Here is a 26431-nt window from a genome sequence, read left to right as displayed (position 1 = left end):
CGGGCTGCAAGGCCCGCGCGCTGGATGCAGGAGAGCCGCCTTCGGGCGGCTTTTTTCATGGGTGCGCCCGCAGCGTCCGGACGGCGGCTGACTGGTTCGAGCTAGCGGATGGGTGTGAGTGACGGCGGCGTGACGCACCATCACCGCCGTAAGTGCGGTCTCGCTCTGGTACAAAAGCAAGGCGCTGAATCGCGCCGTGCGTTTGGCACAACGTTGCCTCGCTCGGCCCGGCCTGATGCCCGCGGCCCGGGAGCAACTGGAGAAGCTTTGTGCAGCCATGCCCGGCGCCGCGCGCCCAGCCCTCAACGCAGCGGCGTCACCACCCCACGCCCCTGCGACCAGATGATGGCCACCACCTGCTGGGCGTCGTACAGCGCATTCACATGCGCGATCCGCATCGAGTAGTAGTCGCCTTCGGCGGCCATCACATCAAACAGCGAGCGTTTGCCCAGCTGCTGCCACTGCTGCAGCGTAAAGCCCCGCACCCGGTCGCTGTTGCGCAGAATGTCCACGATGCGACGCGACCGGTCCAGCGACGACTGCGCGGCTTCAAACATCTCCTGCACTCGGTAGCGCTTGGCCTCGATCGTGTCGTCCCGTTGCATCGACGCGGCCTGGGCACGTCGCCTGGCCGACGTCAGCGCTGAATCCGCGCCCGGCTGCACGATCGGAATGTTGACCTGCACGCCGCCGATCCAGTCGTTCTGCTTGGCCTGACCCACCGTCGCACTGCCCTGCACCAGCAGGCTCACGCTGGGCTGCTGGCCCGCCCGCACCGACTCCGCATAGCTGCGCTGCGCTTGAGCCGTGGCCGAGGCCTGCGACACATCCGCCGACACCAGCACATCGGCCATGGCTTCATTCAGATCTGGCAGACGGGCCAGCACCGAGCTCATCGCCGCGGGACGTGGCAATTCCTCGCCCACATACCGCCGCAGCCGCACTTCCGTCGTGCGCAGGGCCGAGACCGTCTGCTCGTAGGAGAGGTCCGCCTGCTGCAGGCTCTTTTGCGCCTGCACCAGTTCACTGGCGCGACCGCGGTCCGCCTTGGTGATGATTTCCAGCGCCTCGACCAGACAGGCCATCTTGCGGGTGTACTGGCTGTAGACCTGCGCCTGTAGCTGATAACGACCGCGGTCCAGCGCCAGCGACACGGTTTGCAGGGCCACCTGCTCTTCCGCACTGTTCTGGCTGTAGCGCGCAGCCTCCGCCAGTTGCGCCCGCCATTCGGTCAGCTTGGTGATGCGCCCCGAGTCATACAGCGGCGCCGTCACGCTCAGCGTGCCGCGCCCTTGCAGGCCGGAGCTGCGGCCGGCCGGTCCGTCGCCCGGAATCTGCGAGCCCACATGCGAGCCGGTCAGGCCCAGGTTGACCGTGGGCAGGCGCTGCGCCTTGGCTTCCGCCAGATCGGCCTCCGCCGCCTGCGCCAGCAATCGGCTGGCACCGATGGACTTGCTGCGATCCAGCGCCTTCTGCACCAGCTCCTGCAGTTGCGAGCGCGGGTCGGCCGAGCCGGTTTCCAGCAAGGTCGCATCCCGCGCCGCGGCGGATGACGGCGGCAGGCTGCCATCGTCGCTGCAGCGGCTGGGCGGCGGGTCCTGTGCCCAGGCGGGCGACACCAGCGTGGCCGCCAATGCGAAGGCCACGGGGGTGCTGAACGAGAGGCGCCGCAAGCTCCGGCGCAGAGTCGGTTGAGTCATGGTGATGCGGACTACAAGCAATTTCCCATGCCTCTACTGGACCATGTCCGGCTCCGCGCAAAGCCTCGATAAGCAGCCAAAGCCCAGCCCTCCTCCGCGCTCCCGCGCCCCGTCTGCGTCCACACCCACGCGCACGCCGACACCCACTGGAGCGGACTGTCCGGCCACCGCCGCCCGTCTGTGAACCGGGCACCTGGTAAGCGCTGCGTCCAAACGTGACGACAGCCGCGCACGGCGGCTGTCTGCATGAAGGACATCACGGCTTCTGCCCCGTCCTTGCGGCGCAGATCCGTCCCGTGGGGCTACCGCTCCCGCAGCGCTTCCCGCGACTTGAGCATCGGCCGCAGCAGATAACTCAGCACCGAGCGCTCCCCGGTGCGGATCTCCAGCGAGGCGGTCATGCCGGGGATGACCGGCAGCGGCTCGCCATGCAGCTTGATGTCGACCCGCTCGGCGGCCACGATCACCCGGTAGTAGGTGCCTTCGCCGTTCTTCTCGGTCTCGCCCAGCGCATCCGGACTGATGTATTCGATCTTGCCGTGCATGCCGCCGTTGACGTTGAAGTCGTAGCCGTTGACCTTCACCACTGCGGACTGGCCCACCTGCAGGAAGCCGATGTCCTTGGGCTTGATGCGGGCCTCCACCAGCACCCGCGCGCCCATCGGCACGATCTCCATGATGGCCGCGCCGGACGACACCGCGCTGCCCACGGTGTTCATCTTGATGTTCTTGACGAAGCCCTTGACCGGCGACTTCAGCACGGTGTGCTGCAGCGCATCGCGGCGCACCACCATCTGCTCGTCGATCTGCGCCAGCTCGGTCTGCACCCGCGACAGATCGGTGCTGGCCTCTTGACGGAAGCGGCTGATGCGCTCGTTGCGCTGCTGCTGCAGCTCGTTGACCTGGCGGTTCAGCCGCATCACCTCGACGTTGGACATCAGGCCCTTGGCCGACATGTCCTGCGCCATCTTCAGCTCCGACGCCAGCAGCCCGATGCTGCGGTTGTAGCTGGACACTGCTTCGTCCAGCACGCGCCGGCGGGTGTCGAAGACTTCGGATTCGCTATCGACCAGCCGCTGCACCTGCTGCACTTCCGGCGGGAACTTCAGGGCCAGCCCGAGCGCTTCGGCCCGCAGCCGGGCCACCTGCGCCATCAGGCCCAGGCGCTTGACCTGGCTTTCATTCTGGGCGGCCTCGGCGCGGGTGGGATCCAGCTCGGCCAGCGGCTGCCCGGCCTCGACTTCCTCGCCCTCACGCACCAGCAGCTTGCTCAGCACGCCGCTCTCCAGGCTGGTGACGATCTGCTCCTTGCCGTCCGGCACGATGCGGGCGTCGCTGCGGGTGACCTCGTCGACAGTGGCCAGCGACGACCAGGCAATGCCCGCCACCAGTACGATCGCCAGCAGATACAGCACCCAGACGGTCTTGGGCAGCGGCTCGTCGATCATGGCCGACTGCACGCTGCTGATGAAGAGGTTGTCCTCGCGGGACAGGGTTCGGGGCTGGGACATGCTCACACCGCCGCGTTACGGTTCACCGGCTGTGCCGCCGGATGCATGTGCACGGTGCCGTTGGCCACCTGCGCTGCCTGCGCCGCATGGGCCGCCTGGGCGGCCTGCGCGGCGGCCGGGTTGGGCGCCCCACCCTGTGCCTGCTGGCCCGGCGCGCCGCCCGGGCGCACGCCCGACAGCGCCGCCAGCACCTGGTCGCGCGGGCCGTCCATCACCAGCCGGCCCGAATCCACCACCAGGATGCGGGAGACCAGCTCCAGCACCGCCGGGCGGTGCGTCACCATGACCAGCGTGCAGTCGCCGGCCGCATCCCGCAACTGGCGAAGGAAGGCGATTTCGGACTGGGCGTCCATCGAGCTGGTGGGCTCGTCCATCAGCAGGATCTGCGGGCGGGTGACCAGGCTGCGCGCCAGCGCCACCAGTTGCCGCTGTCCGCCGGACAGCAGGCTGCCCATTTCACCCACGGGCAGGTCCCAGCCCATCGGATGGTTGGCCACCACCCGGTCCAGGCCGGTCAGCTTGGCCACCTCGACCAGGCGCTGCGCATCCACATGACGGCCCATCAGCACGTTGTCGCGCAGGGTGCCGTGGAACAGCCGCGGTTCCTGCGACACGAAACCGACCTTGCTGCGGAATTCGGCGGGGTCCACCTGCCGCAGGTCGATGCCGTCCACTTCCACCATGCCTTCGGTCGGCTGATAGAGCCCCGCGAGCATGCGCAGCACAGTGGACTTGCCGCTGCCGATGCGGCCCAGCACCGCAATGCGCTCGCCCGGATTGATGCGCAGCGTGACATTGCGCAGCACCTTGGGCGACTGGGCATCGCCTTGCGCCGGGTAGCTGAAACCGACATCGGTCAGGCCCATGCGGCCGGTGACCTGGGTCAGCGGCACATAGTTGCGCTGGGACTCGCGCTCGGTCGGCGCGCTCATCACCGAGTTGAGCGACAGCATCGCGGCCCGCGCCCCTTGGTACCGCGTGGCCAGGCTGACCAGGCTGTTCAGCGGCATGGTGGCCCGGCCGGCAAACATGACGGCGCCGATCAGCGCACCGGCCGTGATCGTGCCGTCGCCGATGAGATACACGCCCCACACCAGCATCACCAGGTTGATGAGCTGCTGCATGGTCATGGAGATGTTCATGCTCCAGCTGGACATGGTGCGGGCCCGCAGCGCGGACTCGGCCACGATGGCAGTGCTCTGCTCGTAGCGACGCAGGAAGCGCCCTTCCGCGCCGGAGGTCTTGAGGTCTTCCAGGCCCTCCAGCGCTTCCACCAGCGTGCCGTGCAGGTCGGCCGCCTCGGCCATGTTGGTGCGCATCGCGCGGCGCAGGTAGCCCTGGATGGCCAGGCTCATGCCCAGCATCAAGGGAATCGCGGCCATCAGCACCCAGCCCAGCGGCCCGCCCACGATGAAGGTCATGGCCACGAAGAGGACGATGAACGGCAGGTCGGTCAGCGCCGACATGGTGGCGGAGGTGAAGAAGTCCCGCACCACTTCCACCTGGGCCAGGTAGTGGGCATAGGAGCCGGCCGACGCTGGCTTGTGTTCCATCCGCACGCCCAGCGTCTGGCGGAACAGCTTGGCGCCGATGATCAGGTCGGTCTTGCGGCCGGCCAGGTCGATGAGGTGGCTGCGCAGCTGGCGCGAGAACATGTCGAACAGCAGCGCCAGGCCGGCGCCCACCGCCAGGGTCCACAGCGTCACGTAGGCCTGGTGCGGGATCACCTTGTCGTAGATCACCGAGGTGACCAGCCCCGACACCAGCATCAGCACGTTGCTCAGCAGCGCGGCCAGCATGGCGGAGCGGTAATACGGCACGAAGCGGCGCAGCGTGCCCCAAAGCCAGTGTTTTTCCGGCTGCAGCAGCGGCGGTTCACCCGCCAGCGGCTTGGCCTGCGACTGTTCCTGCGGCGTGACTGCCAGGATGAAGCCGCTGTATTCCTGGTCCAGTTCCGAGGCCGGTGCGACGCAGCTGGCCGCTTCCGGGCCGGGGAAGACCACTTCATAACGGGCACCGCCGCCGGACTGCCCATCGTCCAGGCGCCGCACCAGCACGCAGGCATCGCCGCCATTGAGCAGCAGCACCGCGGGCAGCAGCAGCGCATTGATTTCGTCGATGCCCTTGCGCAGCAGCCCGGCGTTGTAGCCGGCCTCGCGCATGAGGCGGATGCCCTGGTCCGGGCTGAGCGGGCCCTCGATCGGCGCGCCGGCCCGCAGCGATTCCGGCGATCGCGCACGGCCGTGGTGCTGGGTCAGCCAGGCCAGGCAGTGCAGCAGCGGGTCGATGGCCGGCTGGTCCGCCAGACCGGCCAGCGGGTCCTGCGGTTCCTCCGGCATGCCAGGCGCGCGCTGCCCGTCCTCGGCGGCCAGGCGCAGGCCGGGGCGGCGTGCGCGCTGGTCACCGTCGAAGAAAGGGTCGTGCGGCCGGCTCATAGGGGGAATCGTGGATCAATCAGGCGCGATGGGCCAGTGTCAATTGCTCGAATTCGCGCTCAATGTCACGAACAATCTGCGGCATGTTGAATAGTTGGCTGCGGCGGCCTTCATCCCGCAGGTAGCGCTTGTAGGAACGGGCCCGTCCAGGGTTCTGGCCGATCTGGATGGCCCGCTGCTCATACTCGGCCAGCGAGAAGGTGATCAGGTCGGGCAGGCCCACGGCCGTCAGCAGGCTGCCGCACATGCGGGAGATGTAGCTGCGCCCGCTGCGGGTCAGGATGGGCGTGCCCATCCAGAGGCAGTCGCTGGCGGTGGTGCCGGCGTTGTAGGGGAAGGTGTCCAGCACCAGGTCCGGCAGGGTGAAGCGCGCCAGGTAGTCCGGCGGCGCCACCCGCGGCGCAAAGATAAGCCGGGAGGGGTCCACGCCAGCAGCTTCGGCCTCGCGGCGCAGGTTGGCCTTGGCCCAGTCGTTGTCCGCCAGCAACCACAGCACGCTGCCCGGCACTGCCAGCAGGATGCGCATCCAGGCGCCGAACATCTCGGCGTTCATCTTGTGGTTGTTGTTGAACGAGCAGAAGACAAAAGCGTCTTCCGGCAGCTCGTACTGGGCGCGGGTGGGCATGGCGCCTACTTCGCGCTGGCGGTCGCTGACCTGGTAGCAATGCGGCAGGTAGATCGGCTTTTCGCTGCAGTACGGCAGGTACTCCGGCGGCATGGTGAAGCGGTCGGCCAGGATCCAGTCCACGCCGGGCAGCAGCGAGGTGGCCGGCAAACCCAGGTAGCTCACCTGCACCGGCGCCGGCCGGTAAGCCAGGATGTTGGGACGGGCGCCGCTGGTCAGCCCCTGCAGGTCCACCAGCACGTCGATGCCGGTCTGGGCAATCAGTTTGGCAGCGTTCGTGTCGTCCATGGCGTTGATGCGCCAGACCTTGTCGAAGGACTTCAGCAGGCGATGGCGCAGCGGCGTGCCGTCTTCGCGGCTCCAGCAGAAGGCATGGATTTCGAATTTCTCGCGGTCGTGCAGCTCGTACAGCTCGGCGGTCAGCAGGCCGACGGCATGCATGCACAGGTCGCCGGACAGATAGCCGATGCGGATCTTGCCGCCCTGCTGCCGCGCGGCCACCGAGGCGGGATGCCGCCACAGCGGCGCTTCTTTCGGGCGGGTGACCTTTTCGTAGACGAAGCGCTGGGCGGCGCCCATCTGCAGGGCCGGATCGTCGGTGGCGCTGAGCGTGGCCAAGAGCGAGGTGGCCAGCAGCAGCGCGTTGTGGGTGACCTCGCCGAAGGGCTGGTAGACCGGCCACTTGCACTGCTTCTGACGGATGTGCACGTAGTGCTGCATCACATCGGTCTGGTCCGGCTTGAGGGTGAGGCTGCGCACCATCAGCGCTTCGGACTCCTCATACCGGCGCTGCAGTTCGAGCAGCCGGGCGGCATTGTTCAGCGCATGGGTGCGCAGGCCCAGCAGGTCGGCGCCCAGCGCCTCCATCGGGCCTTCATGGTCATAGACGCTGCGCCAGGCGGCCAGCGCCTCGTCCACCCGCTGCTGGTGCTCGAGCTGGTGGCCCAGGTTCAATCGCGCCTGGGCAAAGCTGGGGCTGATGGCCAGCGCCTGCTGGTAGACCTGCTCGGCCTGCTGGTGCTGCTGGATGTTGCCCAGCACGGTGCCCCAGTTGTAGAGCGCCACCAGGCGGCTGGCCGGCGGGTGGCCCTCCACCGACAGCCACGTCTCATACAAGGCGGCGGCGGCCTGCCCCAGTTGACGGTTCTGCAGGAAGTTGGCCCGGTCCATCAGCTCCGGCAGCGGCAGGCTGCCTTCACCGGCGCGTTGAAGCAGGAGTGCCCATTCCTGGGCCAGCTCGGCGGGGACGCTGAGAGTCTGCATGCGGTTGGCGGCTGAATCCATGAGTGGCTCGATGAACGACGGTGGCGGGAGGACGAACCCGGACGGGCATGCCCAAGGCCGGGCCCGCCTCCTGTCAGGATTGTGAACGTCCGTGACAGGTTTGAAACCGGCCAAATGCCGGGCTCGGACCGGTCAATTCCATTTCTTCCACATCTGAGGGGATTCGCTGCGGGCTGCGCCTCGATCGGGCCCTCACCTTCCACAGGGGCGGCCTGCGCCCTTTCAAAGAGGCCGATCGCACACACTCGCCACCTCTCGCCCGGTCATCGCTGGAAGGTCGAATCCGTCAGCGCGAGTGTCACAAACCGCTGATTCAATCCGTTATCGGCCGACCAGATGCCAACTTGAGCACGAATTGAAGGCCCGGAAGCGGCCTTTTTGCGGAATCGTTGGCAGCTTCGGCTCGACACAATCCATTCGCGATCCAGGCCCTTCAAGGACCGGACGCCGCGCGAGCGGGCCCATCGCCAGGCCCGGGGACATCGGGGACGCGCGACACACCTACAGGCCGATGGTCAAACAAATGAAGGTCAAGTCTTGTTGGGATGATCAGGAAACCCATGCGGCATGTCCGGCATGGGCGGTGGCTGGCGGCATGTCTGAGCCGCTGTCTGAGCCGCTATCTGAGCCGCTGTCGGGAGGGTTGTCCGAGCCGATGACCGATCTCGACGCCGTCTCGAATCTCCCGGGCGTGACGGGCACGGCCGGCGGGGTGGGCACCGCGGCCGCTGCGGGCGTGGCGCCGACCGCCATGGGCGGGCTGCGGCGACGGGCCAGTGACTCCATCTTCCAGAGCCTGATGCGCCTGTGGCCGCGGGAAGGACGTCGTCCGGAGGCGAGCGCGCAGACCATGGCGCGCTTGCGGTCGGCCTTCCGCGACGTCCTGGCCGACCTGATGCAGGAAGCCCGGGTGGGCGGCGACGTTCGCAGCCAGCTGCGGCTGGAAGCGCTGTTCGGCCACATCGTGCACAGCACCCATCCGGAGGATCTGTGGCATTTGCGGGCCTCGGTCTACACCGAGGTGGCACGCGCCCGCAGCCAGACGGAAGCGGAGCGCCGCGTGGCGCTGCTCACGCTGCAGTTCGATCTGAGCCACGGCCGGCTCAAGTTGTGGAGCGGCCGCGGCTGAGGCTCAAGCGCTTATGGATGAGCGCTTACGGATGAGCGCCGAAGGATGAGCGCTGAAGGCTGAGGGCTGTGCGCTTTTAGCGGGAATTCACCCGATCAGCGGTTGCCCAGGAAGTCCATCTTGCCCAGCGGCACGCCGGCGTGGCGCAGCAGCGCATACAGCGTGGTGGCATGGAAGTAGAGGTTGGGCGTGGCGAAGAAGCGCAGGAAGTCCTCGCCGCTGAACTTGAACGGGTCGCCCTGGCGACGGGGCACGGTCACCTCGCGCTGCTCGCTGCCGTTGAGTTGCTCCGGCTTGAAGCTGTTCACGTAGTCGCGGGTTTTCTGCAGGCGGGCCAGCAGGTCGTCCAGGGTGACTTCGCTGTCGGCCCAGCTGGGCACGTCCTGGCCGGACAGGCGGGCCACGGCGCCTTTGGCGCCATCGCTGGCGATCTGGACCTGGCGGGGCAACGGCAGCATGTCCGGTGCCAGGCGCAGGGTCAGGTAGACCGATTCGTCGAAGCCTTTGGTCTTGGCGTGCTCGCGAGCGATGCCGATCCAGGCCTGCATGCTGCCCAGCATGCGATCAAACACCGGCACGGTGGCGGTGAACATGTCCATCTGCAATCTCCTTGTCGAATCGGCGGTGCTGCCGGGGTGCGGCACCTGCGAAAGCTCCGAAACGGCGCGGATGCTATCCGCTGTTCGCATCTGTTGCATTGACCTCGATGAATCAGCCTTGGGAACCATGTGCAGACGCGGTTAGGATGGAGACCGCACGCCTATGAACATCATCATCCTCGACGATTACCAGGACGCCGTGCGCAAGCTGCCTTGCGCCGCCAAGCTGGACGCGCTGAACGCCAAGGTCTTCACCAACACGGTCAAGGGAATCGGCCAGTTGTCCGTGCGCTTGCGGGACGCGGAAGTGCTGGTGACCATCCGTGAGCGGACTCAGTTCCCCCGTCAACTGCTGGAGAAGCTGCCCAAGCTGAAGCTGATTTCGCAGACGGGCCGGGTGGGCAAGCACATTGACCTGGAGGCCTGCACCCGGCTGGGCATTGCCGTGGCGGAGGGGGGTGGCTCGCCGATTGCGCCGGCGGAGCTGACCTGGGCGCTGATCATGGCGGCGATGCGGCGGCTGCCGCAATACATCTCCACGCTCAAGCATGGGGTGTGGCAGCAATCGGGGCTGAAGTCGGCCTCCATGCCGCCGAACTTTGGGCTGGGCATGGTGCTGCGGGGCAAGACGCTGGGCATCTGGGGCTACGGCAAGATTGGCCAGATGGTGGCCGGTTACGGCAAGGCCTTTGGCATGCAGGTGCTGGTCTGGGGCAGCGAAGCTGCCCGACTGCGCGCGCAAACAGACGGCCACCAAGCGGCAGACAGCCGCGAGGCCTTCTTCGAGCAATCCGACGTCCTGAGCCTGCATCTGCGACTGGCGGACGCAACCCTGGGCATCGTGACCGCCGAGGACCTGGCCCGCATGAAGCCCACGTCCCTCTTCGTGAACACCTCGAGGGCCGAGCTGGTGGCGGACGGCGCGCTGGTCTCTGGCCTGAACCGTGGTCGTCCTGGCATGGCGGCCGTGGACGTCTTCGAAAGCGAGCCCATCCTGCAGGGCCACCCCCTGCTGCGCCTGGAGAACGCTGTCTGCACGCCCCACATCGGCTACGTAGAGCTGGACAGCTACCAGATGTACTTCGACGCCGCCTTCGACAACGTCCTGAACTACATCGCCGGCACGCCGAGCAACATCGTCAACCCCGACGCTCTCAAAGTCTTGCGCTGACCGCCCACCACCGCGGCACCCATCGCCAAACCAACCGCCGTCGGCAGTACAAAACGCCCCGGCAGCAAGTGCCGCCCTAGGCGGCACTTGCTGCCCCCTCAAGCGGAGCTCATGGAACCGGCTTTGCCGGGCCATCGAGCTCGCCCCCCTGGGGGGGCCGCCGTCAGGCGGTAGGGGGGGTTACCTTTTTTCGGGTAGTTCGATTTTGACTTCGAGGACCTCGAGGTCATCCTGGCGCTCCATGTGCACCTTGATGTCATCGGGATTGATGGACACGTACTTGGAAATCACCGCCAGCAGCTCCCGCTGCAGCTGCGGCAAATAATCGGGGCTGGCGCTGCGGCCATTGCGCTCGTGGGCGAGGATCAGTTGCAGCCGCTCTTTCGCGACGCTGGCCGTGCTTTTCTTCTCACCCAGGAAAAAGGACATGAATCCCATGATGGCTCCTGGTGGATGTCAGCGGCTGAACAGACGCTTGAAGAAGCCGGGTTTGACCGCCTCCACAAAACGCATCGGCTTGTCTTCCCCCAGGAAGCGCGCCACCACATCGGCATAGGCCTCGGACACGTCCGAGCCCTTCATGTGGATGGCCGGCAGACCCTGGTTGGACGCCTGCAGCACGATCTCGCTCTCCGGAATGACCCCGATCAGCGGCGTGCGCAAAATCTCATGGATGTCTTCCAGCGACAGCATCTGCCCCCCTTCCACCCGATTCGGGTTGTAGCGGGTGATCAAGAGATGCTCCTTGACCGGCTCCTTGCCCTCGATGGCCCGCTTGGTCTTGCTGTTGAGCATGCCCAGGATGCGGTCCGAATCCCGCACCGACGAGACTTCCGGATTGGTCACCACCAGCGCCTCGTCCGCATAGTGCATGGCCATCAGCGCGCCGGTCTCGATGCCGGCCGGCGAGTCGCAGATGATGTAGTCGAACTCCATCGCCTTGAGCTCTTCCAGCACCCGCTCCACGCCTTCCTGCTTGAGGGCGTCCTTGTCGCGGGTCTGGCTGGCGGCCAGGATGTAGAGCTTGTCCAGCTGCTTGTCCTTGATCAGGGCCTGGCTCAGCTTGATCTCGTCGTTGATGACGTTGATGAGGTCATACACCACGCGTCGCTCGCAGCCCATGATCAGGTCCAGATTGCGCAGGCCGACGTCGAAGTCAATGACGGCCGTCTTGTAGCCGCGCATCGCCAGCCCGGTGGCAAAGCTGGCGCTGGTGGTGGTCTTGCCCACGCCACCTTTGCCGGAAGTCACCACAACGATCTTGGTCATGGGTCGGAGTCCTTTCAGTGATTCAGTCGCTGATCGTTCAGCGTGATCTCGGTTGGTTGATGATCAGCCCGCCGACTGGCGGACCGACATGCGTCATTGGGGCAAGGGGTCCATCAGCAGCTTTTCACCGTCCAGCCGCACCATCGCGGCCTTGCCGCGGACGTTGTCCGGCAGCGGGTTCTCGGTGGTGCGGTAGATGCCGGCGATGGCGATGAGCTCCGCTTCCAGGCATTGCGCAAAGATGCGGGCGTCGGTGTTGCCGCGTGCCCCGGCAATTGCCTTGCCACGCAGCGGTGCATAGATGTGGATGTTGCCGTCGGCGATGACTTCGGCGCCATGGTTGACCAGCGCCAGCACCACCAGGTCGGCGCCCTTGGCATAGACCTGCTGACCGGAGCGCAGCGGCTTGTCGACGAAGACCGTGCGGGCCTCGCTCATCACCGGCACTTCGACCTGGCGCTCGACCACCACTTCCTTGATGACCTGCTGGACCACGGTTTCCACGCGCGGCTCGGCGCGGGCCACCGGCGCAGGGGCTTCCGGCGCTTCGGCCAGGCCCAGTTCGGCGGCCTGCGACAGCTCGGCGGCATTGGCGCCCACCACGCCCACCGGCTGAAGGCGGTGACGGCGCAGCAGCGGCAGCAGGGCGGCCAGGTCCAGGCGGGCGGCATCGGCCGCGGGGCCCACCTGCACGGTGGCCTGCACTATGGGCTGCGGCTCGGCACTCACGGCGCCTGCTGGGCTCAAGGCATCGAGGCTGAGCTGACCGTTCGCATCCACCTTCGGGGGTGCATCGACGGCCTCGGAGTCCCCCGTCCCCGCGTCTGCAGACACGGCCTGTGCCGGTGCAGCGCCCTCCGCGGACGCATCTCCGCCCGGCAGCGGCAACTGACTGAGGTCCACCAATAGCGGGTCATGGTGAAACGCGTCGGGCGTCTCCCCCAAGCGCGCCACCAGCGACTGCTCCAGCGCCGCCAGGTCGGCGGTCTTCAGCACCAGCGAGAGGAGGCTCAGCGAAGCGCTCTTCAGCTCGAAAAGATCCGGCGCCTTGCCGGTCGTTGCGGATCGTGCCGCCGCGGTGTCTGGGGTTCCCGCCAAAGCCTGCGCCATGTAGGTGGTCAATGCGATAACAAAGTGGCGGATTTTAGCGGTCCGTTCCCCCCGAACTTTCAGGGTCCTCACGGGGCGGGGTCACCCACCCCCCGTGTGAGGTGGCGGCCCAGTGCCACTTCTTGCAGCAAATCAGTCAAAGCCATGGCCTGACAACCACTTGCAGGTGTCATCGCCAGACAGCCCACATGGTTGTCCACAGCGGAGGTGGACAGTCTGGTGCTCGTCGGTCGCCACTTCCGGGGTCAGTCGGGCTCTGTCAAGCTCAAAATCAGCACCCAGGGGGTTGACTTATCCCCACTTGCAAGATCCAGACACATTCGTCGCCCAGCAGGGGACAAAGCCGTGACAGGCTGTTGCAGGCATCGCTAAGTCGTTGATTCATATAGACGAAAGTCGGCCGCTCGAAAATGAGGCAACCAACCTCCACCCACGATCAATCAAGGGTTTAGAGGCCGCCGGGACAGGTTTCCCACACATTTATCCACAGGCTCAGTGGATAGGTCGGAGACGCTTTTGAAATCAAGGCTTTACGGGCCAAGCTTGAACGCATTTCGAAGTCAGCCCACCCCTCGTTAGAGTCAGCGGTATGTCCGAACCACGCGTTGTGCGCAAAGCGGTGGTCATTTTTGCGCGCGGTAAACGCCCGCTTGATGACAGCGTTCGGGGCGCGACCGTGCCACGGCGCAGAACCGCTAGAGTTCCGGCCATGAGTTCAATCGCAAAAGTGGGTGGGCGCCTTCGCAAGGAGTGGTTTCTTCTCGCGCTGGTCGCCGCCGTGGCGCTGGCGAGCGTCTGGCCGGACCTGGGTCGCAGCGGCGGGCTGCTGCGGCTGGAAGTCGTCAGCAACTGGGGCGTCGCCCTGGTGTTCTTCCTGACGGGGCTTGGTCTGTCAGCAGCGGCGCTGCGCGACGGAGCGATGAAGTGGCAGGTGCATCTGCTGGTGCAACTGAGCACCTACGCGCTCTTCCCGCTGCTTTGGTGGGCCTTCATGGCGCTGTTCAGCCGCTGGCTGCCGCAAGACCTGGCGCTGGGGTTTGCCTACCTGTGCGCCCTGCCCTCGACCATCTCGTCCTCGGTGGCCATGACGGTGTTGGCCCGCGGCAATGTGCCGGCCGCCATCTTTAATGCCAGCGCGTCCAGCCTGCTGGGCATCGTGCTCACGCCGGCGCTGGTGAGCGTGATGTCGGGCAGCAGCGGGGCGGCCCTGCCCTTTGGCGAAGCGGTCTGGAAACTGACCCAGTTGCTGCTGCTGCCGCTGCTGGCCGGACAACTGCTGCGCCCCTTGCTGCTGAGCTTTCATCAGCGGCACAAGGCCCGGATTTCGTTGGTGGACCGGTGGGTGATCATCCTGCTGGTGCTGTCCGCCTTCAGTGATTCGGTCGCATCGGGCCTGTGGCGGGACCACGGGGCGGGACTGCTGGTGAAGGCCGCCGTCGGGGCGGGCCTGTTCCTGGTCGTGGTGGTGGCGCTGACGCGCTGGGGGGCCCGGCTGCTGGGCCTGTCGGTCGAAGACGAGATCGCGGCGGTGTTCTGCGGCTCCAAGAAGACCCTCGCTTCCGGCGTGCCGATGGCCAAGCTGCTGTTCGGCGCCCATCCGGCGGTGGGCGTCATCGTCCTGCCCATCATGTTCTACCACCAGTTGCAGTTGATCCTGTGCTCCTGGATGGCGCAGCGGTATGCCGCCAGAAAGATCGAGTCGCCCCCGTCCGCGACCTCCGCACAACAAGCAGCCCGCTGACGCCTAGAATGGCGGGTTTCCCCTGCTTCGCGCCGCGCCGGGCCCTCACCGCAGATCGTTCGCCATGACACGCAAACTCTTTGTCACCACCGCCCTTCCCTACGCCAATGCGAACTTCCACATTGGCCACATCATGGAGTACACCCAGGCCGACATCTGGGTGCGCTTCCAGCGGATGATGGGCCACGAGGTGCACTTCGTCTGCGCGGACGATGCCCACGGCGCGCCCATCATGATTTCCGCCGAGAAGGCCGGCAAGACGCCGCAGGACTTCGTGGCGGGCATTGCCGCTGGCCGGCGCCAGTATCTGGACGGCTTCCACATCAGTTTCGACAACTGGAGCTCCACCGACAGCCCGGAGAATCACGCGCTGTCCAAGGAAATCTACAAGTCGCTGCGGGCCAATGAGCTGATCTCGGTCAAGACGATCGAGCAGTTCTTCGATCCGCAAAAGTCGATGTTCCTGCCGGACCGCTTCATCAAGGGCGAGTGCCCCAAGTGCGGCGCCAAGGACCAGTACGGCGATTCCTGCGAAGTGTGCGGCGCCGTCTACACGCCGACCGAGCTGAAGAACCCGTTCTCGGTGCTGACCGGTGCCACGCCGGTGATGAAGAGCTCGGAGCATTATTTCTTCCGCCTCTCCGACCCACGCTGCGTGGAATTCCTGGAACAGTGGACCCAGACCCCCGGCCGTCTGCAGAGCGAGGTGCTCAACAAGATCAAGGAATGGTTCACCAAGGACGAGGACGGCAACGGCGGCCTGGGCGACTGGGACATCAGCCGTGATGCGCCCTACTTCGGCATCGAGATTCCGGATGCGCCGGGCAAATACTTCTATGTGTGGCTGGACGCCCCGATCGGCTATTTGGCTTCGCTGAAGAACTACTTCGGCAAGATCGGCCGTGATTTCGACGCCTTCCTGGCCGACGAGTCCACCGAGCAGGTGCATTTCATCGGCAAGGACATCACCTATTTCCACACGCTGTTCTGGCCGGCCATGCTGCATTTCAGCGGCCGCAAGACGCCCAACCATGTGTTCGTGCATGGCTTCCTGACCATCAATGGCGGGGAGAAGATGAGCAAGAGCCGCGGCACCGGGCTGGACCCGCTGAAGTACCTGAGCCTGGGCATGAATGCCGAATGGCTGCGCTACTACCTGGCGGCCAAGCTCAACAGCAAGGTCGAAGACGTGGACTTCAACCCCGACGACTTTGTCGCCCGGGTGAATTCCGACCTGGTGGGCAAGTACATCAACATCGCCAGCCGGGCCGCCGGTTTCCTGGCCAAGCGTTTCGGCGGCCAGTTGTCAGCGGACGTGGGCGTGGAAGGCAAGGTGCTGCTGGACGGCCTGCGGGCCCACAAGGGCCAGATCGTGGAGCTGTACGAGACCCGCGAATTCGGCAAGGCCCTGCGCGAGATCATGCTGCTGGCCGACCGGGTCAACGAGTATGTGGACCAGAACAAGCCCTGGGAGCTGGCGCGCCAGGAAGGCAAGGACCAGGTGCTGCAGGACGTGTGCACCGTCTGCATCGAGGCCTTCCGTCTGCTGAGCATCTACCTCAAGCCGGTGTTGCCGGCGCTGGTGGCGCAGGTGGAAAACTTCCTGCAGGTGGCCCCGATGCGCTTCGACGATGCCGACCGCGCCTTGGGCGCCCATCGCATTGGTGTCTATGAGCATCTGATGCAGCGGGTGGACCCCAAGCTGCTGGAAGCGCTGTTCGAGCCGCCGGCACCGCCCAAGGTGATCCCGGGTGGGGAAGACCTTGCACCGGAGATCAAGATCGACGACTTCTCCAAGGTCGATCTGCGGGTGGCCAAAATCGTGAAGGCGGAACTGGTGGAGGGCTCGGACAAGCTGCTGCGCCTGACGCTGGACGCCGGTGAAGGCCGCCTGCGCAATGTGTTCAGCGGCATCCGCAGCGCCTACAGCCCCGAGCAGCTGGAAGGCAAGCTGACGGTGATGGTGGCCAACCTGGCGCCGCGCAAAATGAAGTTCGGTGTGTCCGAGGGCATGGTGCTGGCCGCCAGCCATGCGGACGAGAAGGCGCATCCCGGCATCTTTGTGCTGGAGCCGTTCCCGGGCGCCCAGCCGGGGATGCGCATTCGCTGAAGTCCCTCAGCGGTGGCCGGGCCTGCGGGGTCGGCCACCATTAGAATCCTGTCAGTCATTCATTCGCACAACGCCATGCCGCTCTTCTGGAAGCCCTACAAGTCCGACGTCACGCAGTTCATTGAACAGCTCAAGGCCCAGAAACCGACGCTGGAAGCCGAGCAGCGCGCCGGCCGCGGCCTGCTGTGGGACCGCCACATCGACCGCAGCGCGCAGTCGGAGTTCCGCGATGCCCGCGTGGAGCAGCAGCCCTACGTCTATCAGACGAAGTCAGAATGAGCCGGGGGTGCGGCGCTGTGTGTCCGCACCGACCCTGTCCACCGACTTGAGTCGCGGTGAGCGACCTGCCTGAGACCGCCCCTCCCCTGGCCCTGCCGGATCCTCCGGCTGGGGTGGATGGGTCGTCGACGACGCCAGAGACGGTGGACAACGTGGCGGTGGCGCGTCTGTATGGCGAGCCACTGTTCACGCTGCCGCAAGACCTCTACATCCCACCGGATGCGCTGGAGGTGTTCCTGGAAGCGTTCCAGGGGCCGCTGGACTTGCTGCTGTATCTGATCCGCAAGCAAAACTTCAACATCCTGGATATTCCGCTGGCGGAGGTGACCCGTCAGTATCTGAGCTATGTGGAGCAGATCCGCCGGCACAACCTGGAGTTGGCCAGCGAATATCTGCTGATGGCGGCGATGCTGATCGAGATCAAGTCGCGGATGCTGCTGCCACCGAAAAAATCGGACGATGGCGCGGAGCCGGAAGACCCTCGGGCTGAGCTGGTGCGCAGGCTGCTGGAGTACGAGCAGATGAAGCAGGCCGCCATGCGGCTGGATCAGTTGCCGGTGCTGGGGCGCGACTTTCTGCGGGCCCAGATCCATATCGAGCAATCATTGGCGCCTCGGCTGCCTGAAGTCAGCGTGGACGATCTGCGCGCGGCCTGGGCCGACCTGATGCGCCGGGCCAAGCTGCATCAACATCACAAAATCTCCCGGGAGCAGTTGTCCGTCCGGGAGTACATGAGTCATCTGTTGCGCAGGCTTCAAGGGCAGAAGTTTGTGGAGTTCGAAGACCTCTTCGAGCTCGACCGGGGGCCGCAGGTGCTGGTGGTGAGCTTTATCGCCATGCTGGAGTTGTCGCGGGAGCGGCTGGTGGAAATCACGCAGGCGGAGGCGTTTGCGCCTATCTATGTGCGGCTTACCTATGAGGCGGTGGCGAGGGCTTGAGGCATTGGCCTTGGGCACTTCTGCTTTCTGACTGCGCGTCGGAAAGAGGGAGCCCGGGGCCCCTTTGCTCCATGTCACTCCTGTCCGGCTGCGCCGGCCATTCCCCTCTTTACTTCCGCAAAGGGGCCCCGGGCTCCCTCTTTCCTGCACCGAGCACTGCCGTCCGGACCGAGCAGCACGCTAACAGCACCGCACTTCGCGACACCCCAACACTGCGGCTCGAGGCAGGACTCATGCGTCGATGGAACGCTCCATCCGCCGTCCACCACCCCCATCAAGACCCGAAATCCGCCGCAGTGCACCGCCGCTCCTACAACGCTCAGCGCCCCGGCTAACTCCCGTCCCGGGTCTGGGGATCGCCGCGCTCAGCGGAAGGTGGTGAACGCCGCGTTCGGCTGACGCTGCACCATCTGCCCCACCGCCAGCACAGCCTGCGTGCGGGAGCTGACACCCAGCGCCTTGAGCACCGCCGCCACGTGGTCCTTGATGGTCTCCACCGAGACGCCCAGCTCTCGGGCAATGATCTTGTTGGGCTTGCCCTGCAGAAGCAGCGCCAGCACGTCCGTCTGACGCGGGGTCAACTGCAGGCCCTCCAGGCCAGTGGTCGTCTGGTAGCCCGCCTGCGAGGCCAGTGCATGCACCTGCTGGAGCTTGTCCGCCATGGTGACCGGACCCGCTTCATGCACAGCCATTTCGACCGGCTCCGGCGCTTCACTGCCCAGCGACATCGGCGGCACATAGATGCCGCCGGACATGACCAGCTTCAGCGCCTGGGCCAACACCTCGTTGCTGGTGCGCTTGGGAATGAAGCCCATCGCACCCTGGTCAATCGCGCGGATGACATCGCTGGCCCGGTCCGAAGCGGAAATCACCACCACCGGCAGCGACGGGTACAAAGCCCGGAATTCCTCCAGGACGTCAAAACCACTGGCATCGCCCAAGTTCAGATCGAGCAGCACCAGATCGAAATCCTGCCGGGCCTTGAGAGTGTCGCGAGCCTGGGCAGCACTGTCCGCCCCCAGCACCTGCACATCCTCGCCCAGGCCTTGGATGACGGTCTGCAGCGCGGCCAGAATCAAGGGGTGGTCGTCGATCAGCAGAACCCTCACGCGTATCTCTCCTCATTCCTGTCGCCAGGACAACGGTGCACATCGGGCACTTCGCCCTTGGAAGGCGCGATCATAGGTTGGGTGTTGTGCCGAAACACTCCCCCTTACGGTGGCATGACGGGCGATTGGAAGTTCTGTAAAAGAACATGCCGGAGCGTGGGTTTCGGGTGGTTACGGGGGAGACAGCGGCCTTGCCATTTCGGGCTTGATTCAGCGGTATTGGCGGGTAATCGATTCAGCCACGCAGACCGGCTTGCCGCCTCGCTCGGTCTCGACGGTCACCTCCACCAGCAGTTGCATGCCGCCTTCGACAGGGTCCAGCTTTTTCAGGACGAAACGTCCGCGCAGGCGGCTGCCCGTCGGGACCGGCGCCGGAAAGCGCACGCGGTCCAGGCCGTAGTTGACCCCCATGCGGGTTTCGCGGACGCGAAATCCGGTCTCGAAGAAGTGGGGCAGCAGGCTGAGCGTGAGAAAACCATGCGCAATGGGGCCGCCGAAAGGCCCCTGTGCCGCCCGCGCCGGGTCGGTGTGGATCCACTGACGGTCTTCGGTGGCCTCGGCGAAGGCGTTGATGCGGGCCTGGTCCACCTCCACCCAGTCGGACAGGCCAATCTCCTGTCCGATCAGCGGCTGTAGTTGGTCCAGGGTGTCAAACATGCGCATGCGGGTCTCCTGTGGGTTGCAGGCACCCGGCGCGCACGCTCAGTTGAGAGTGGGCGGCTCCAGCCAGGCGCACAGCTCGTGCCATTGCTCCAGGTCGCGAGCCACCCGGCCCGGCGCGATGTCCCACAAGGTGAGCCCCCGCGCGGCCAGTTGCACATAGTTCTGCGTGTCCCGCAGCTCGGCCAGCAAGGGCAGGCCCAGTTGCTGGATGAACTGCTGCAGCTGCTGCTGCGACAAGGTGCCCTCGCGCACCCGCATCGCCACCAGCGCCACCGACAGACGCTGCCCATGCGTGCCGCGATCCTGCCGGGCATCTTGCAGCTCCTGCACAAAATCGTATGTCGCCTGGATGTCAAAGAGGCTGGGCTGCAGCGGCACCACCACGCGGTCCGCAATCTTCAGCGCCTGCGCCAGCTTCTTGCCGTGCAGGCCCGCCGGCGTGTCCAGCACCGCATGCGTCACACCCTTGGGTGTGCGAAGACCGTCCACCGATTGCAGCTCCCACCCCCGCACCAGCGGGACGCTGGCCGGCCGCTGCGCCAGCCATCGGGCCGAGGATTGCTGACGGTCGATATCGCCCAGCATCACGCTGTGGCCGCGATGGGACAGGTAGCCCGCAATGTTGCTGGCTAGCGTGCTTTTGCCAACGCCCCCTTTGGGGTTGGCGACCAGAATCACCGACATGGCCCCTCCTCTTCTGGATGTTGTCCTCGACAGGGAGCCACAGGATCTTAGGGGATACCGCATACTCCCGGCCCATGTCTTCACGCCAACTCCCCCCTGGTGGCAACCCTGAGAGGGACAGCCGCATGCCGCTGCCGCCGCAGTCCGATCCGGCCGCCCCGGTGCTGATCTTGGCCGCCCATCCCGACCTGGCCCATTCGCGGGTGACCCGCGCCCTGCTGTCCGCCGTGCACGGCCAGCCCCACGTGCGGGTGCGTGACCTGTATGCGCTCTATCCCGACTACTCCATCGACGTCCATGCCGAGAAGGAAGCGCTGCGCGCGGCCAAGCTGCTGGTGTGGTTGCACCCCATGCACTGGTATGGCATGCCGGCCCTGATGAAGCTGTGGGTGGACGAAGTGCTGAGCGTCGGCTTTGCCTACGGCAGCAGCGGACACGCCCTGCATGGCAAGGACCTGTGGCTGGTGATGTCCACCGGCGGCAGCCAGCACGCCTATAGCCCCGAAGGCTACAACCACCACCCGGTGGAAGAATTCCTGCTGCCGTATGCGCAGACCGCCGCCCTGTGTGGCATGCGGTTCGTGCCGCCGCTGCTGCTGCACAGTGCCCAGAAAGCCTCGGACGAGGAGATCCAGGCCCATGCCCGTCGGTTCGTGGAAGGCCTGACCGAGGTGCCGCATTGGTGCGACCTCCAGCCCGAGCCCGCCCAGGAGGAGGTGCCCAACGAGGACCGCCCGGCCAGCCAGGAAGGAGTGCCGGTCTGATGGAATCGCATGGCAACTGGTTGATGACGCCACTGGTGCTGCTGGCGGCCGCGGTGCTGGCCGTGCCGCTGGCGCGGGGGCTGAAATTGGGCGCGATCCTGGGCTACCTGGTGGCCGGCGTGCTGCTGGGGCCGCAGGTGCTGGGGCTGATCAGCCATCCCTCCACCGTGCTGGAAATCGGCGAATTTGGCGTGGTGCTGATGATGTTCCTGGTCGGCCTGGAACTCGAGCCCAAGCGACTGTGGGCGATGCGCCGGCCCATCTTCGGCTGGGGGTCGGCCCAGATGCTGGGCTGCGCCGCCCTGCTGCTGGTGCCCGCCTTCTGGCTGGATTCGGACTGGCACACCGCCGTGATCGCCGCCTTGGGCCTGGCCATGTCGTCCACCGCCGTGGCGCTGGCGGTGCTGGCCGAGAAAAACCTGGGCGGCACCCGGGCCGGCCAAAGCGTGATCAGCGTGGCGTTGCTGCAGGACATCGCCGCCATCCCGGTGCTGGCCCTGGTTCCATTGCTGGCCAGCCAGGGCCGCCCCGCCGCCGGACACAACAGCGCCAAGCTGTGGCTGGCGCTGGGCGCGCTGGTGGCCATCGTGCTGGGGGGCCGGCTGCTGCTGCGCCCGCTGCTGCGCTGGATCGCGCGCAGTGGCACGCCGGAGATCTTCACGGCAGCCTCGCTGCTGCTGGTGCTGGGCACCGCAGCGCTGATGCAGAAGGTGGGCCTGTCCATGGCGCTGGGCGCCTTCGCCGCCGGGGTGCTGCTGGCCGAGAGCGAATACCGCCGCGCCCTGGAGGCCGACCTGGAGCCGTTCAAGGGGCTGCTGCTGGGCATGTTCTTCATCGCCGTCGGCATGGGGCTGGACCTGACCGTGCTGTGGGAGCGGCCGATGATGGTGCTGGGCCTGCTGGCCGCCCTGTGGATCTGCAAGGGCCTGGTGCTGTTCGCCCTGGCCCGCCTGATGGATCTGCCCAAGCTGGAACGGCCGGTGTTTGTCATCCTGCTGGCGCAAGGGGGTGAGTTCGGTTTTGTGGTGTTCCAACTGGCCGAGCAGGCCACGTTGCTGGACGCCGCCCAGCGCTCGGTGCTGGTGGCGGCGGTGGCCTTGTCCCTGGCGCTGACACCGGCCCTGCTGGCCTGGGTGCAGCGGCGGGCTCGGCAGCAGACCCGCAGCTCCCCGCATGAACTCAAGGAGCAGCAGGACTCGCCAGTGATCATTGCCGGCTTTGGCCGCTACGGGCAGATCATCGGCCGGGTGCTCAATGCCAACGGGGTCAGTGCAACGGTGCTGGACCATGACGCCGATACCGTCGAGTCCCTGCGGCGCTTCGGCTGGCGCGTGTTCTGGGGGGATGCGACCCGGCTGGAACTGCTGCGTATTGCCGGCGCGGACACCGCCCATGTGCTGGTGATCGCGGTGGACGACGTCAACCACAGTCTCAAAATCGCCGAACTGGCGCGGGAGCAGTTTCCGCACCTGCAGGTCGTGGCGCGGGCCCGCAATGTGCAGCACTACTACGGTCTGCGCGAACTGGGGGTGGAGATGATCGAGCGTGAAACGCTGGATTCCGCCCTGATGAGCGCCCGCAGCGTGATGGAGAAAATCGGCTGGACACCGCATGCGGCGCGGCAACTGGCCATGCGGTTCCGGCGCCACAGCGTGGAACAGATGGAAGCAATGCGTCCGCATCGCGGCGACCTGGACACGCTGATCGCCATGTCCAAGCAGGGCCGGCAGCAACTGGAGGAGCGCCTGGCGCAGGAACGCCGCGCGATGGCGGACGGTGCCGGCGCGCGCCCCTGGCAGGAGCCGGAGCGGCAGCCCGAGCAGCAGCCGGAACAGCAGCCCCAAGTCGGCAGGCCTTGAGCGGTCAGGCGACAATCCAGCGCTATGTTTGCTCCTTCCCAACTTGAAGTCCGCAAGTTCTTCTGCGAGACCTATCGCAAGCAGCGCGAGAGCCTGCCCTTGACACCGATGGAGGCCATCGCGGCGGACTGGATCGTCGAGCACCCTGAGTACCACGACGATCTGGCCGACCCGGCGGCTGCACTGGCAGCGGTCTATACGGTGGAGGACGGCCGCACCAACCCGTTCCTGCACCTGTCGATGCACCTGACGCTGATCGAGCAGCACAAGATCGACCAGCCGCGGGGTGTGCGGCAGGCGCTGGACCTGCTGGCAGCGCGCCGCCAGTCCCTGCACGAGGCCCATCATGAAGCGATGGAATGCCTGGGCGAGATGATCTGGACCTCGCAGCGCAGCGGGCTGCCGCCGGATGGCCACGCGTATCTGGACTGCCTGCGCCGCAAGGCCACACGCTGAATCCTCACAACCGGGCAGGCCCGGCGATCACCGGATCAGGGACGAAAAAAACCCAGCAGCGCTGGGTTTCATTCTTTTGGGAGCGGCCGCAGCCGCCAGGGCCCGTCAGGCCTGGATCGACCCGCCCGACAGCGCCGACTTGCGCTCGCTCTTGCCGGACGCCCCGTACAGCCCCGAGGGCTCACCGGGCATCAGCACGTCGATGGCGCGGTCCAAGGCCGCGGTGGCGCGTGCCAGGGATTCACGCTGGGCCGCCACACGGCCGCCGGCCTGCACCAGCCGCGTACGAAGACCCGCCGGCACCGTGCCGCTGCGTGCCGCCAGCGTGAACTGCTCGATGGCGCGCGCCAGCGCCAGATGCAGGCTGGCCGCATGCAGTTCGATGGCCTGGGTGTCCCGTCGATGCAGGGCGTCGCCCAGCAGGTTCAGGCAGCTTTCCACCTCTTGCAGGGGCTGCTCAAGGTCGACCGAGGGCTGGGCATTGGGCGTTGCAGACATGGCGACACCAGGCACGTTGACGGACACGTTGATCTTCGGGGCGGACACGCGATGGGGCTTTCAGGAGGTCTTGGCGTTTCAGTGAGACTGTACCTTGCCCAGCAGCTCCGCCGTGTTGGCAATGAGCTTGTCGGCGATCACACCGGCATTGATGCTGAATTCCCCGTTGCGGATGGCAGCGGCAATGCGGTTGACCTTATCCATGTCCACCGTGTCGTCCGACGACACCGACGACGACATCAGCGTGCTGGCCGTGCTGGACAGCGCCACCTGGGACGCCGCGTCCTGTGCCGCCACACCGGTCGCCCGGGTGGGGCCGCTGCTGACCGCATCCGGCGTGCCGGAAGTGGCAGCGGCATTGGTATTCGTGGGGGTGGCACGGCCGGCCTCTGCCCCACCGGTGCGCGTGCTGCTCACCTTGGTGTAGGCATTGAGTTCTGGACTGTTACCGATCTTCATGGCCACTCTCCTGGCATTCATCCGTGGGCCCGACCGCAGCCAGACCCCATTCGATATTCGGTATATCGACCTGTGCAGACCAGACTTTAGGGCCAGTCCTCACGAAATGGCTAGCGAAGAACGGGGCAAACCCCGCCCAATTCACGCTACGGCCCGCCAAAACAGGGGGCGGCACCGGTTCAAGGCCTGATTGTCCCGCCGGTTTCACAGCAAAACCTCGACTTTACGTTCACCCACCGTCCGCCCGGTGACCATGCGGCCATTGTCGAAGCGGATGCGGACGTCCTGTCCCTCCAGCCCCACGCCCATCGCCTGGCCTTCGCCCGACACGGCATAACCGTTCCCCGCCGCCTGCACCTGCACCCGGTCGCCCGGCTGCACCCACTGGCGCAGCTTCAGGTCGGTCGAACGCAGCGCCTCTCCGGCCATCAGCCCCTTGGCCAGATGACGGCCGACCCAGGCTTCGGGCTGGGTGAAGATCACCCCCACTTCGCCCGCAATGTCGGTTTCGGCCAGACGCAGCCGTTCTTGAGTCAGTTCGGTACCGACCGGGAGGTCCGTCACCGCCACATACGCCGGGGCGAACACCCGGATGGTCAGCGGCAGGCTCACATTCCACTTGGTCGGGCCGCTCAGGCAGCGGATGCCGATGCGGGTGCGACCCCACATCCGCTGATTGGGTGGGAGATACGGCTGAATCTGTTCGCAAGGCGCGAGCCGAAGGCGCGGATCCAGCCGCCCCAGCTCCACTTCCACCCGTGCCGACGCCGGCGCCACCTGGCGGGCCCCCGCCAGCGCCAGCGTTTGGAGCGTCTCCTGCAGGCTGGATTCCAGCGGGCTGGGAGGCGGCAGGGACGGGGCGGCACTCATACGGACGCTGCCGGTGGCCCCCGGCCCCGTGGAAGTCAGTGCGTCCGCGGCAATGTTCGCGGGCGGTAGGGTCGCGGCCCCGGCGGAGTTGTGAGGGACAACATTGGCGTTGGCGCTGGCATCCACCGCCGCCCCCTGCGCCCGGTTGATCCCCGAGAGGGCCGAAGAAGACCCCTTCAGGGCGCCCGGGGGAACCGGCGCTGGCTGGAACGATGTGGCCAGTTGCCGCTGCGGCATCGGCCCGGACACCGCCGACGGAGCCAGTGCCGTGCGCCCGCCCGTCCCCGATGAGCGGTTGGCAGCGGCCGGCGCCGTCGCGCCCTCGGTTCCTGGCGCGGCGCGCTGCGCATCCGCCGCCGCCATCGTCGGATCAATGATGGGCTCCGGCAACGAACCCGCCCACGCCGATCCCGCGCTCCCCAGTCCACCGACCAGCAGCAGGGCGGCGCCGGCGATCGAGCGCGTCGCCCGGACCGCGCCGAATGCGCTGATTCCGCTCATTCGTCCGATGCCACGGATCAAGCGGGCGCACCAAGCCAGGTCGCCGGAGCCGGCGCGCGCGTGGGGGGAGTGGTACTTCGACATGACACCGCACTCTATCGATCCCCTCCCCCCACATGGCGCCGAAATGGCCGGCAAACCCCCGTCTTATCGCGCTCATGTTTTCCGGCGCGCTGCCCACAATGCCCGGACGTACAAGCCCAATGGCCCCGTCCACCCCGGACAGACGCCGCACAGGAGCCGCACCATGATGAACCGACTGACCGACGCGATGAACTTCCAGGCCCAGGCATTGACCCTGCGGGCGGAGCGTCAGCGCCTGCTCGCCAGCAACATCGCCAATGCGGACACCCCGGGCTATCAGTCGCGGGACCTGGATTTCGCCAAGGCGCTGCGCGAGGCCACCTCGCCGGCGGCTGAAACGTCCAACCAGACGCTGACCCAGCGCACCCAGGGCGTGCTGCAGAACTCCCTCACCGCCATGACCAGCATGGACAGCAACACGGTGGACATGGACCGCGAACGGGCCAGCTTTGCCGACAACACCGTCAAGTACGAAGCATCCCTGCGCTTCATCAATGGCAGCGTCCGCACCCTGATGGATGCGATGAAGTCGCCCAACGCCGCCTGATCAAGCCGGATGACGCCCCAGTAGGAGGACCCCGCC

General features: G+C 66.4%; 24 protein-coding genes. 10 read left to right on the top strand and 14 right to left on the bottom strand.

Annotated elements, in window-relative coordinates; genetic code table 11:
* Window positions 1-302 precede the first annotated feature (302 nt).
* From DES44_RS08660 to DES44_RS08645, 4 genes are all read right to left on the bottom strand, one after another.
* Window positions 303-1700 (bottom strand): TolC family protein, encoded by a 1398-nt coding sequence (locus DES44_RS08660; protein ID WP_083525481.1) that lies wholly within the window; start codon window positions 1698-1700, stop codon window positions 303-305.
* Window positions 1701-2002: 302 nt separating this feature from the next.
* Window positions 2003-3211 carry a beta-barrel domain-containing protein gene (locus tag DES44_RS08655; RefSeq protein ID WP_058934601.1) on the bottom strand — a complete coding sequence of 403 codons (1209 nt, stop codon included), beginning with the start codon at window positions 3209-3211 and terminating at the stop codon, window positions 2003-2005.
* A 2-nt stretch (window positions 3212-3213) separates the two neighbouring features.
* Window positions 3214-5646, bottom strand: coding sequence for a type I secretion system permease/ATPase (locus DES44_RS08650; RefSeq protein ID WP_058934600.1), 2433 nt, complete (start codon window positions 5644-5646; stop codon window positions 3214-3216).
* Window positions 5647-5665: 19 nt separating this feature from the next.
* On the bottom strand, window positions 5666-7555 hold the full coding sequence (locus tag DES44_RS08645; protein WP_058934599.1) for an O-linked N-acetylglucosamine transferase, SPINDLY family protein: 1890 nt from the start codon (window positions 7553-7555) through the stop codon (window positions 5666-5668).
* Window positions 7556-8150: 595 nt separating this feature from the next.
* Between DES44_RS08645 and DES44_RS08640 the strand changes: the two genes are divergently transcribed.
* A complete protein-coding gene (locus DES44_RS08640) occupies window positions 8151-8684 on the top strand; it encodes a hypothetical protein (RefSeq protein WP_157592940.1) in 534 nt (177 codons plus the stop codon).
* Window positions 8685-8779: 95 nt separating this feature from the next.
* Here DES44_RS08640 and DES44_RS08635 read toward each other — a convergent pair whose 3' ends face one another.
* Entirely contained in the window at window positions 8780-9283 is a 504-nt protein-coding gene (locus tag DES44_RS08635; protein ID WP_375137512.1) for a DUF1993 domain-containing protein, read from the bottom strand.
* Window positions 9284-9446: 163 nt separating this feature from the next.
* Here DES44_RS08635 and DES44_RS08630 point away from each other — a divergent pair, with 163 nt between their 5' ends.
* Window positions 9447-10454 (top strand): D-2-hydroxyacid dehydrogenase family protein, encoded by a 1008-nt coding sequence (locus DES44_RS08630; protein WP_058934596.1) that lies wholly within the window; start codon window positions 9447-9449, stop codon window positions 10452-10454.
* 180 nt (window positions 10455-10634) lie between these two features.
* Here the strand turns inward: DES44_RS08630 and minE are convergent, their stop codons facing one another.
* From minE to minC, 3 genes are all read right to left on the bottom strand, one after another.
* Window positions 10635-10892 carry a cell division topological specificity factor MinE gene (gene minE / locus DES44_RS08625; protein ID WP_058934595.1) on the bottom strand — a complete coding sequence of 86 codons (258 nt, stop codon included), beginning with the start codon at window positions 10890-10892 and terminating at the stop codon, window positions 10635-10637.
* A gap of 18 nt (window positions 10893-10910) precedes the next feature.
* A complete protein-coding gene (gene minD / locus DES44_RS08620; protein WP_058934594.1) occupies window positions 10911-11723 on the bottom strand; it encodes a septum site-determining protein MinD in 813 nt (270 codons plus the stop codon).
* A gap of 93 nt (window positions 11724-11816) precedes the next feature.
* Window positions 11817-12833, bottom strand: coding sequence for a septum site-determining protein MinC (gene minC, locus DES44_RS26050; RefSeq protein WP_058934593.1), 1017 nt, complete (start codon window positions 12831-12833; stop codon window positions 11817-11819).
* A gap of 709 nt (window positions 12834-13542) precedes the next feature.
* Here minC and DES44_RS08610 point away from each other — a divergent pair.
* The 4 genes from DES44_RS08610 to DES44_RS08595 all read left to right on the top strand — a co-directional run bounded on the left by DES44_RS08610 (window position 13543) and on the right by DES44_RS08595 (window position 17901).
* Window positions 13543-14574, top strand: a complete 1032-nt coding sequence (locus DES44_RS08610; protein ID WP_058934592.1) for a bile acid:sodium symporter family protein — start codon at window positions 13543-13545, stop codon at window positions 14572-14574.
* Window positions 14575-14638: 64 nt separating this feature from the next.
* Entirely contained in the window at window positions 14639-16684 is a 2046-nt protein-coding gene (gene metG, locus DES44_RS08605) for a methionine--tRNA ligase (protein ID WP_058934591.1), read from the top strand.
* A gap of 75 nt (window positions 16685-16759) precedes the next feature.
* Window positions 16760-16963, top strand: a complete 204-nt coding sequence (locus DES44_RS08600) for a DUF3460 family protein (protein ID WP_058934590.1) — start codon at window positions 16760-16762, stop codon at window positions 16961-16963.
* A 65-nt stretch (window positions 16964-17028) separates the two neighbouring features.
* Entirely contained in the window at window positions 17029-17901 is an 873-nt protein-coding gene (locus tag DES44_RS08595) for a segregation and condensation protein A (protein WP_058937316.1), read from the top strand.
* Window positions 17902-18266: 365 nt separating this feature from the next.
* On the opposite strand, the gene DES44_RS08590 is transcribed toward DES44_RS08595, so the two are convergent.
* From DES44_RS08590 to DES44_RS08580, 3 genes are all read right to left on the bottom strand, one after another.
* Window positions 18267-19010 carry a response regulator gene (locus DES44_RS08590; RefSeq protein ID WP_058934589.1) on the bottom strand — a complete coding sequence of 248 codons (744 nt, stop codon included), beginning with the start codon at window positions 19008-19010 and terminating at the stop codon, window positions 18267-18269.
* A 210-nt stretch (window positions 19011-19220) separates the two neighbouring features.
* On the bottom strand, window positions 19221-19673 hold the full coding sequence (locus tag DES44_RS08585) for a MaoC family dehydratase (RefSeq protein WP_058934588.1): 453 nt from the start codon (window positions 19671-19673) through the stop codon (window positions 19221-19223).
* 39 nt (window positions 19674-19712) lie between these two features.
* On the bottom strand, window positions 19713-20357 hold the full coding sequence (locus DES44_RS08580) for a ParA family protein (RefSeq protein ID WP_058934587.1): 645 nt from the start codon (window positions 20355-20357) through the stop codon (window positions 19713-19715).
* A gap of 125 nt (window positions 20358-20482) precedes the next feature.
* Between DES44_RS08580 and kefF the strand changes: the two genes are divergently transcribed.
* The 3 genes from kefF to DES44_RS08565 are packed head-to-tail and all read left to right on the top strand — an operon-like array spanning window position 20483 to window position 23436.
* Window positions 20483-21121: a glutathione-regulated potassium-efflux system oxidoreductase KefF gene (gene kefF, locus DES44_RS08575; RefSeq protein ID WP_058934586.1), complete on the top strand. Its 639-nt coding sequence runs from the start codon at window positions 20483-20485 to the stop codon at window positions 21119-21121.
* Window positions 21121-22980, top strand: coding sequence for a glutathione-regulated potassium-efflux system protein KefC (kefC, locus tag DES44_RS08570; protein WP_058934585.1), 1860 nt, complete (start codon window positions 21121-21123; stop codon window positions 22978-22980). The genes kefF and kefC overlap by 1 nt, the downstream gene beginning before the upstream one ends.
* 24 nt (window positions 22981-23004) lie before the next feature.
* Window positions 23005-23436, top strand: coding sequence for a DUF1841 family protein (locus DES44_RS08565; protein WP_058934584.1), 432 nt, complete (start codon window positions 23005-23007; stop codon window positions 23434-23436).
* A 105-nt stretch (window positions 23437-23541) separates the two neighbouring features.
* On the opposite strand, the gene DES44_RS08560 is transcribed toward DES44_RS08565, so the two are convergent.
* The 3 genes from DES44_RS08560 to flgA form a co-directional block, all read right to left on the bottom strand.
* Window positions 23542-23934 carry a hypothetical protein gene (locus DES44_RS08560; protein WP_058937315.1) on the bottom strand — a complete coding sequence of 131 codons (393 nt, stop codon included), beginning with the start codon at window positions 23932-23934 and terminating at the stop codon, window positions 23542-23544.
* A 78-nt stretch (window positions 23935-24012) separates the two neighbouring features.
* Window positions 24013-24393 carry a flagellar biosynthesis anti-sigma factor FlgM gene (flgM, locus tag DES44_RS08555; protein WP_058934583.1) on the bottom strand — a complete coding sequence of 127 codons (381 nt, stop codon included), beginning with the start codon at window positions 24391-24393 and terminating at the stop codon, window positions 24013-24015.
* A gap of 204 nt (window positions 24394-24597) precedes the next feature.
* Window positions 24598-25764 carry a flagellar basal body P-ring formation chaperone FlgA gene (flgA, locus tag DES44_RS08550; RefSeq protein WP_058934582.1) on the bottom strand — a complete coding sequence of 389 codons (1167 nt, stop codon included), beginning with the start codon at window positions 25762-25764 and terminating at the stop codon, window positions 24598-24600.
* A 247-nt stretch (window positions 25765-26011) separates the two neighbouring features.
* Between flgA and flgB the strand changes: the two genes are divergently transcribed.
* Window positions 26012-26395 carry a flagellar basal body rod protein FlgB gene (gene flgB / locus DES44_RS08545; protein WP_058934581.1) on the top strand — a complete coding sequence of 128 codons (384 nt, stop codon included), beginning with the start codon at window positions 26012-26014 and terminating at the stop codon, window positions 26393-26395.
* Window positions 26396-26431: the final 36 nt, after the last annotated feature.

Origin of the sequence: Roseateles depolymerans (assembly GCF_003387155.1) — a bacterium.
Lineage (GTDB): Bacteria > Pseudomonadota > Gammaproteobacteria > Burkholderiales > Burkholderiaceae_C > Roseateles > Roseateles depolymerans.
This window is presented reverse-complemented; position numbering and strand designations above follow the sequence as displayed.